The organism is Nitratidesulfovibrio liaohensis, from assembly GCF_011682075.1.
Taxonomy (GTDB): Bacteria; Desulfobacterota; Desulfovibrionia; order Desulfovibrionales; family Desulfovibrionaceae; genus Cupidesulfovibrio; species Cupidesulfovibrio liaohensis.
In genome coordinates, this window is the sequence record NZ_VSMK01000060.1 from 1 (window position 1) to 7,950 (window position 7,950).

General features: G+C 64.4%; 9 protein-coding genes. 2 read left to right on the forward strand and 7 right to left on the reverse strand.

The window, feature by feature from the left end:
* Positions 1–191, reverse strand: a 191-nt coding sequence (locus FVW27_RS02725) for a chromate transporter (RefSeq protein ID WP_167122540.1), incomplete at its 3' end; no start/stop codon positions are given.
* Positions 192–526: 335 nt separating this feature from the next.
* On the opposite strand from FVW27_RS02725, the gene FVW27_RS02730 reads away from it, so the two are divergent.
* Both FVW27_RS02730 and FVW27_RS02735 read left to right on the forward strand, forming a co-directional pair.
* Complete coding sequence (locus tag FVW27_RS02730) at positions 527–832, forward strand: putative quinol monooxygenase (RefSeq protein ID WP_167122542.1); 306 nt, start codon at positions 527–529, stop codon at positions 830–832.
* Positions 833–924: 92 nt separating this feature from the next.
* On the forward strand, positions 925–1,539 hold the full coding sequence (locus FVW27_RS02735) for a flavin reductase family protein (protein ID WP_167122544.1): 615 nt from the start codon (positions 925–927) through the stop codon (positions 1,537–1,539).
* 321 nt (positions 1,540–1,860) lie between these two features.
* Here FVW27_RS02735 and FVW27_RS02740 read toward each other — a convergent pair whose 3' ends face one another.
* From FVW27_RS02740 to FVW27_RS02765, 6 genes are all read right to left on the reverse strand, one after another.
* On the reverse strand, positions 1,861–2,256 hold the full coding sequence (locus FVW27_RS02740; protein WP_012612651.1) for a 4Fe-4S dicluster domain-containing protein: 396 nt from the start codon (positions 2,254–2,256) through the stop codon (positions 1,861–1,863).
* A gap of 16 nt (positions 2,257–2,272) precedes the next feature.
* Complete coding sequence (locus FVW27_RS02745; protein WP_167122546.1) at positions 2,273–3,349, reverse strand: hydrogenase large subunit; 1,077 nt, start codon at positions 3,347–3,349, stop codon at positions 2,273–2,275.
* 12 nt (positions 3,350–3,361) lie between these two features.
* Positions 3,362–3,754 (reverse strand): NADH-quinone oxidoreductase subunit C, encoded by a 393-nt coding sequence (locus FVW27_RS02750; RefSeq protein ID WP_167122548.1) that lies wholly within the window; start codon positions 3,752–3,754, stop codon positions 3,362–3,364.
* Between the two features lie 124 nt (positions 3,755–3,878).
* Positions 3,879–4,352: an NADH-quinone oxidoreductase subunit B family protein gene (locus tag FVW27_RS02755; RefSeq protein WP_007524163.1), complete on the reverse strand. Its 474-nt coding sequence runs from the start codon at positions 4,350–4,352 to the stop codon at positions 3,879–3,881.
* Positions 4,353–4,367: 15 nt separating this feature from the next.
* Complete coding sequence (locus FVW27_RS02760) at positions 4,368–5,216, reverse strand: respiratory chain complex I subunit 1 family protein (RefSeq protein ID WP_012612648.1); 849 nt, start codon at positions 5,214–5,216, stop codon at positions 4,368–4,370.
* The gene (locus tag FVW27_RS02765; RefSeq protein WP_167122550.1) at positions 5,216–7,162 is read right to left on the reverse strand and encodes an NADH-quinone oxidoreductase subunit 5 family protein; all 1,947 of its coding nucleotides are present in this window, start codon (positions 7,160–7,162) and stop codon (positions 5,216–5,218) included. The genes FVW27_RS02760 and FVW27_RS02765 overlap by 1 nt, the downstream gene beginning before the upstream one ends.
* Positions 7,163–7,950: the final 788 nt, after the last annotated feature.

Sequence of the window (7,950 nt, forward strand, 5' to 3'; positions counted from 1 at the left end):
ACGCCGGAGCGGAACGCGGCCTCGTCCATCCAGCCCTTGCGCTCCACCACCTGGGCACGCACCACGGGCAGCATGGCGGGGCCGCCGAAGGCCGTGGCGCCCAGCCGCATGAAGGTCAGGAACAGGTCGCGAAGGCTGGGCGGCGTGCCCGCGCCGGGCTGCGACGGGGGGGCCAGGGATGTTTCGGACACGGTGGCCTCGTTGTTTGGGCTGGTGCCATACTGTGTGCCAGAGGGGCGGGGCGGAAACGCCAACCGCGCTCGGACGAAAGCTTGGTTCTGGCCATTTTCTACCATGATATGGGCAAAGAATGCACCTGCCGGCCCATTCTAGTCGTGTAAGCAGTCGCTTACAAGGGTGGGCCACGCATGGTACAAATTTCGTGATGGGTTCCGGGGGGGGTGTCAGTATCTTTCTGGTGCGTACTTGCCGAAAGTGGCCCATCGGGGGAAACTGTGCCTCTCGTCCCCACGCTGAAGCCATGGCGGCGGGGACCTTTTCCAACGCAGCGCAAGGAGCACGCATCATGTCGCAACCCGATTCCCCCGTGGCGGTCACCGCCATGCTCACCGCCCGCCCCGGCAGCGAAGCCCGCGCGGCGGAACTTATCGCAGGCATCGTGGCGGCCACGCAACGGCACGAGGGCATGCTGCGCTACGAGGCGCAGCAGCAACTGGACGCGCCGCGCAATTTCACCTTCATCGAGCAGTGGACCTCAAAGGCAACCCTGGACGCGCACCTGGCCACGCCAGAGCTGCTGGCCTTTCGCACTGCTGCGGCCGAGATATTCGAAGGCCCCGCCGACGTGCGACTGTGGCGGCTTGTGAAGTAGCGGGAACAATATCCGACGGGGCCGTGGCGTCACGGTCCCGCCTGCATTGCCGCATCCCCACTTCCGTGTCCCCTGACGGGGAGGAGGACAACATGTCGACCATTCCCAAGGCCATCGCAGGACGCGTGGACATCGCCCCCCAGGCCTTCGTGGTGCCCATGGCCCAGACCATCGTGGGCTGCATGGCCGACGGCAGGCCCAACTTCATGGCGGTGGCGTGGCTGACCCGGGTCAACTACCAGCCGCCCATGCTGGGCGTGGCCATCAACCGGCGCAATTTCAGCCACGGGGCCATCGCCGCCAGCGGGCAGTTCAGCGTGAACTTTCCCACCGTGGACATGACGGCGGTGACCGACTACACGGGCCTGGCCTCCGGTGCCCGCGTGGACAAGTCCGGCCTGTTCGAGGTGTTTCACGGGCATCTGGACGCGGCACCGCTGATCCGGGAATGCCCGCTGGGCATCGAGTGCCGGGTTCACACCGCCGTGGAATTGCCCAGCAACACCTTTTTCATCGGCGAGATCGTCGGGGCCTGGTGTGCCGAGGACTGCCTGGACGGTGACGGCGTTCCCGACCCCAAGCTGTTGCGGCCCATGCTGCTGACCATGCCGGACAACCGCTACTGGGCCATGGGCGACGTGGTGGGCAGGGCGTGGCACGACGGCAAGGCCCTGCGGCAAAAGGCGGACGGCAGCGAAGCAGGGTAGCCCGCGCCGCAAGGGCGCAGGCCACGGCAAGAGACGAAACAAGGGGCGCGGTATGCACCGCGCCCCTTGCCGTGTTTCATGTTGCCAAAACAGAGCGGGGCGCGGTTTTCGCAGCGCCCCTTCCTGATTCATCCGTATTTCGGAACAGAGCGGGGCGCGGTTTGTCCGCACCCCTTCTTGATCTCTCCATATTCCGAAACAGAGCGGGGCGCGGTTTTCACCGCGCCCCTTCTGTTCCGGGTCGTTTTCCCCGCTTCCCGGTCAGCTCTCAAGGCAGCCGCGCGACCGGCATTCGCCGTGCCGGACGCGCGGGGTATTCGGCTAGGCTTCGGGAGCGGCGGCCTCGGCAGGCTTTTCGGCGCTCTTGTCGGCCTTCTTGGATTTTCTGGGCGTGCCCTGCAGGCTCACCACGAACTTGCTGGGCGCGGGCTTGCGGTGCTGGTTTTCCATCGACAGGCAGTGCGTGGGGCACGCATCGACGCACACCGAGCAGTACACGCAGGCAAAGGGATCGCAGTCCCACTTGCCTTCCTTGGGATCCACGGTGATGCACTGCGAAGGGCACTTGATCTGGCAGCTCTTGCAGAAGATGCAGTCGTGGATGTTGTTTACGAGTTTGCCGCGGAAACCCTCGTACGCCGGCCGCGTTTCGAACGGGTAGAGCCGGGTGGAGTATTTCCCCATGATGTTCCGCAGCACGTTGCTGAGCATGTACATGGTCAGGTCTCCTTGCTTACCGCTCGGTGCAGCTGATGCACGGGTCGATGGTCAGGGCCGCGATGGGCACGTCGGCAAGCTGCGCGCCGGGCAGCATGGCCAGAAGCGGCGGGATGTTGGCGAAGGTGGGGGTGCGGATGCGTACCCGCTCCATGTTCTTCGAGCCATTGCCCTTCAGATAGTACAGCAACTCGCCGCGCGGCTGTTCAACACGGCAGACCACCTCGCCGGTGGGCTTGCCGGGAACCTTGGCGGCCAGTTCCGTATCGGGCAGGCGCGAAATGGCCTGACGCACGATATCCATGGATTGCAGCGTTTCCATGAACCGGACCTTGGAACGGGCCCAGCTGTCGCCCTCGGGCGAGGTGACGGGCTCGAAGTCCAGTTCGTCGAAGGCCGCATAGCCAAGCTGGCGGGCGTCCTGGGCAACGCCGCTGCCGCGCAGGGTGGGGCCGACCGCGCCGAGCTGAATGGCCTGTTCGGCCGTCAGCACGCCAACGCCCACGGTGCGCTTCTTCACGGTGTAGTCGTCGAGCATGGTCTTCATCAGCTGGCGCAGTTCCTTCTCCAGCTTGTCCAGCTCGTCCAGGATCCAGCGCTGCTGGGTCTTGTCCAGGTCGCGGCGCACGCCGCCCACCACGTTGACGGAGATGACCACGCGGTTGCCCGCCGTGGCTTCGTTGATGTCCATGACGCGTTCACGGATCTTCCAGAACTGCATGAACAGGCTTTCGAAGCCGAAACCGTCGGCGAACAGGCCCAGCCACAGAAGGTGGCTGTGGATACGGTGCAGTTCCGACCAGATCACCCGCAGGTACTTGGCGCGGCTCGGCACTTCCACGTTCATCATGGTTTCAAGGCCCTGGCAGTAGCACATGGCGTGGATGCACGAACAGATGCCGCACACCCGCTCCACGATGTAGACCATCTGGTTGTAGTCGCGAATGCTGGCGAGGGTTTCGAGGCCGCGATGCACATACCCCAGGGCGGGAATGGCTTCGACGATGGTTTCATCCTCGACGACCAGTTTCAGGTGCAGGGGTTCCGGCAGAACCGGATGCTGCGGACCGAAAGGAATGATGGTGCGGGACATGAGACCTACCTCTTAATCCTTTTTCTGGATGGTGGAGATCTTGCAGAACGGCGCCGAGATGGTCGAGGTGATTTCCTCGTCCAGGTACAGGGTGCGGTTGAAGTCCAGCACCAGACCGTCGAACTGCAGGTTGAAGTGGTCGCGCGATTCATTCTCGACCAGCAGCGCGGCGAAGTAGACGGGCGAGATGCTGGGAACCGGCTTGTCCTTGGGGTGGGTCAGCCGGAAGTGGGTCATCTCGTTGTTCAGGTCGTAGTGGTAGAAGATATCCACATTGCCGTCGCCCAGGTCCACCACGGACATGGTGACCAGACGGTAACCCTGGTCGAACATGCTCCTGGCCTGCGCGACCACGGCATCCGCGGCGATGGGTGTTGCGTTCAGTATTTCGCTGTGCGTGGGCATTGCTGTCCTCGTTGCCCCGTTGGGGGCTCGCCGGTCCTTCCGGCGCTTGAGGGTTCGCGCCCGTTTCGTCCGCGAACATGCGGCGAAACGGCGCGGACATCGGCGGGGCACCCCGCCGTGCGGCCTAGTCGATGACGGTCACCTTGGGCATTTCGCCAAGGCCAAGCTTGGCCTTCACCACGTCAAGGGCGGTGACGACGCCGTCGATGATGGCGTCGGGCTTGGCCGGGCAGCCGGGTACGTACACGTCGACCGGGATGACCTGGTCAACGCCGCCCACCACGTTGTAGCACTCGCGGAACACCCCGCCCGAGGTGCCGCACGCGCCAATGGCGATGACGGCCTTGGGGTCGGGCATCTGGTCGTAGATGTTCTTCAGCACTTTCTTGTTGCGGTGGTTCACCGTGCCGGTAACCAGCAGCACGTCGGCATGCTTGGGGTTGCCCACGTTGATGATGCCGAAACGCTCCACGTCGAAGACGGGGGTAAGGCAGGCCAGCACCTCGATATCGCAGCCGTTGCACGACCCGCAGTCGAAATGGACGACCCACGGGGACTTCAGACGGCCTTTATTGATCCAGTTTTCAAGCAGACCCATTATCGCCTCCTCCCCTTAGCTGACGTAGAGCCAGAGCAGGTTGAACACCGACAGCACAAGACCCACGCCCAGTACGTTCTTGAGCATCCACGGCCAGGTCATGCGCGCGCAGATGTTGTCGATCAGGATTTCCGCCGCGTAGGTCACCACCAGCAGGGCGACCATGCCCACGATGCTGGTGTGCCAGAACAGCGAGCACAGGCCCAGGATGAGCACCACGTCGAACCAGTGGCCGATTTCCAGCAGCGCCAGGTGCGGGCCGGAGTATTCGGTCAGCACGCCGCGCACCAGTTCCTGGTGGGCGTGATGGCAGGCCGAGATGTCGAAGGGCGACTTGCGCAGCTTGATGGTCAGCGCGTAGCCCAGCGCAATGAACAGGAAGGGCATGCTGAGCAGCAGCGGCTTTTCCATGGCGTACACGTCGGCGATTTTGAAGCTGCCGGTGGCCATGGAAATGCCCACGAACACCACGATGATCAGCGGCTCGTAGGCCAGCATCTGCAGCAGTTCGCGCTGGGCGCCCACCTGGGCGTAGGGGGACGGCACGGACAGCGCACCCACCACCTGGAACACCGCGCCGATGGTCATGACGAAGAAGAGCAGCAGCAGGTCGCCCTGCATGAAGAACAGCAGCACGGCCAGGGCAGAGGACAGCACGTAGATGTATGCCGACATGACCTGCCACGAGTTGACCACCATGGGCGCTTTGCCCAGCAGCTTCAGCACGTCGTAGAACGGCTGGAGGATGGGCGGCCCGAAACGGGACTGGAGGCGGGCGGTGACGCGGCGGTCAACCCCGGCCAGAAGGCCCCCGACCACCGGGGTGAGGGCAAGCCCGATGAGAGCGGCGATGAACGTCAGCATTACAGCACCCCCCCGAGCATGACCGCAAGCAGCACGATGGCGATCACGTTGATGGACTTCGAGAGTTTGGATTCACCGAACAGGGATTCCATGTAGTAGTTGCCGGCGGCGGTTTCCACGAACCCGTTCATGGGGCCGTTGAAGCCGATCTTGCCGTTCTCCACCCGCTGCGAGCCGCCCATGTAGGGCAGGCTGGCCGCTTCGGGGCCGACCTTCTTGGCGGCGCGCAGGGCATACACGAAGCCCACGCCCAGCAGCAGGAACAGCGGGTACACCGCGAACACGCCGGCGTTGTTCTCGAACACGCCCATGGTGACGGTGTAGGCGGTCGCCTTGGCGTACAGCGCCGTGGCAGGGGCCACCAGCATGCTGTAGACGAAGGGCGAAAGCAGCGACAGGCCCACGGCGCCACCGGCCAGCAGCAGCAGCGGCAGGCGCACCGAGAAGGGCTGGCGTTCGGCGGGCGGGTTTTCGCCCGGCACGGTGGAACCCAGCATCACGCCGGCCCAGCGAGCCCAGAACAGCACCGTCAGGGCGCTGCCGAGGGCCAGCATGATCACCAGCGGGGGCATGGCGGCGGTGGCGGTGGCGGCGGATTCAAGGGCCATCCACTTGGCCAGCAGCATGCCGAAGGGCGGCAGCATCATGGTGACGATGCCGATGACGGTGATCACCGCGGTGCGGGGCATCACCTTGAACAGGCCGCGCATGGCTTCGATGTCGCGCGAGCCGATCTTCTGCTCGATGGCGCCCACGCACAGGAACAGGAGGGCCTTGGAGATGGCGTGGAAGATGATCAGCATCACGGCGGCGGCGATGGCGGCCGAGGTGTTGATGCCCGCGCAGGCGATGATCAGGCCCAGGTTGGCGATGGTGGAGTAGGCCAGCACCTTCTTGCCGTTGCTCTGGCCCACTGCCAGGGCGGATGCGGCGATGAAGGTGAACGCGCCGAAGATGGCCACGGCGGCGGAGAGCATGGTGCCCTGGTAGGCCGGAGCCATGCGGATGACCAGGTACACGCCCGCCTTGACCATGGTGGACGAGTGCAGCAGCGCGGAAACCGGGGTGGGCGCCACCATGGCGCCGCACAGCCAGCTCTGGAAGGGCACCTGCGCGGCCTTGGTGAAGCCCGCGAAGCACAGGAAGGCCATGGGCAGCAGCAGCGCCGCCGTCTTCATGCCGGGGGCTGCCGACTTGGCCAGGATGTCCTGCACCGAAAGGGTGCCGGTGCTCTTCTGCAGGAACATGAGCGCCGCCACGAAGGCGACGCCGCCCGCCATGTTCATCCACAGGGCGCGGGTGGCGTTGGTCTTGGCCTCGTCCGTGCCGTCATGCCCGATGAGCATGAACGAGCACAGGGTGGTCACTTCCCAGAAGAAGTACATCCACGACAGGTTGTTGGCCAGCACCAGGCCGTTCATGGCGCCCAGGAAGAGCAGCATGAAAAAGAAGAACCGCGGTTGGCGGCTCTTGGCGAGGTGCAGGTGCTCCTCGTGCTCCTTCATGTAGCCAAGACCGTAAAAACAGATCAGGCCCCCCACGATGGAAATGATCAGCACCATGGTCAGCGACAGGCTGTCGGCGTAGAAGCCGGTGACCTGCGTGCCGTGGTCCATCAGGAAGAAGTCCAGATAGACCATGCCCAGCACCTGCAGGGCCGTCAGGCCCATGATGAGCAGGTTGCTCATGCGCAGCGCGATAAGGAAGATGAACCCGAGCAGGGCGAAATCAAGAACGGTGATCAGGCCGTTGAGGCTGATGCCAAGAATGGCTTGGGGCGAGTAGGAGAACGAGCCGAGGCTCGCCAGTCCCACCGCCGCCGCGGCGGTTATCGCCACCGATACCGGGACGATGATGTTGCGCGCGGCGTCGCCCCTGACGAAATAGACCGCCAGGGCAGCTAAGAGTGGAAACACGACGCTTCCAAAGACAAGGGTGTCCAGCATACGCACCTCGTAACAAAGGACAAAGGAGAGCCGCGCCGCCTCCGGGTGGACGTCGCCGCTCACGGATTGCATGCCCCTACAGGCATGGGCCCTTGGATTCCCGCACGGATTCTATGTCCCGGCAACACGGAAACGTCAAGGGAATTGTAAGATACTACAGGTGGTTGGTCGCACAGTCCAATTGGCAGGTAGGAATTAGCTCGTGTCTCATATGCGAGTATTGCTTTTATTTGCACAAGCATGGAGTGGTATCCCGGACGAGGGGACGCTTCGGGGTGGGCGCCACGCCGCCGGGGCCGGGGCGTTGAGCCATTGCCTGCTCCGAAATCGAGCCGTGTGCGGCAAGGGGCGAAACGAACGGTCTGGCGGGCGCACTGAGGCGCGGCGTGGGGGTGGCGGAAGTTTCAGGGGGCGGACCCATGGTGCCGTTGCTGCGGGGCGGGGCCAGTCGGAACGGGTTGCATCCGTTGGTGTGGGCGGCACGCGGGGCGCCCGCAGACGTTGCCTGCGCACGGCGGGCTCTGGACGCGCCCGGCGGAGCATGTGGCGAACGGGCACAAGCGGCGGCCTGGGGGCAGCGGAGCGGATGAACGCTTCGATGCGCTTTTATTACAATGTGTTGACGGGCTATTGACTTTATTAAACACTCGTTTAAGTAGGCCGAACGCCCTCCGGGAAAGACCGGAGTTGTCCGGCCCGCATCGGCGGGTCCGCGCGGGGCGCACGGCACCCGCCTTGCCGGAGCGGGGCCGACCTCCTTTTGCCGTGGCCCCGTGGCCGCGCCGACC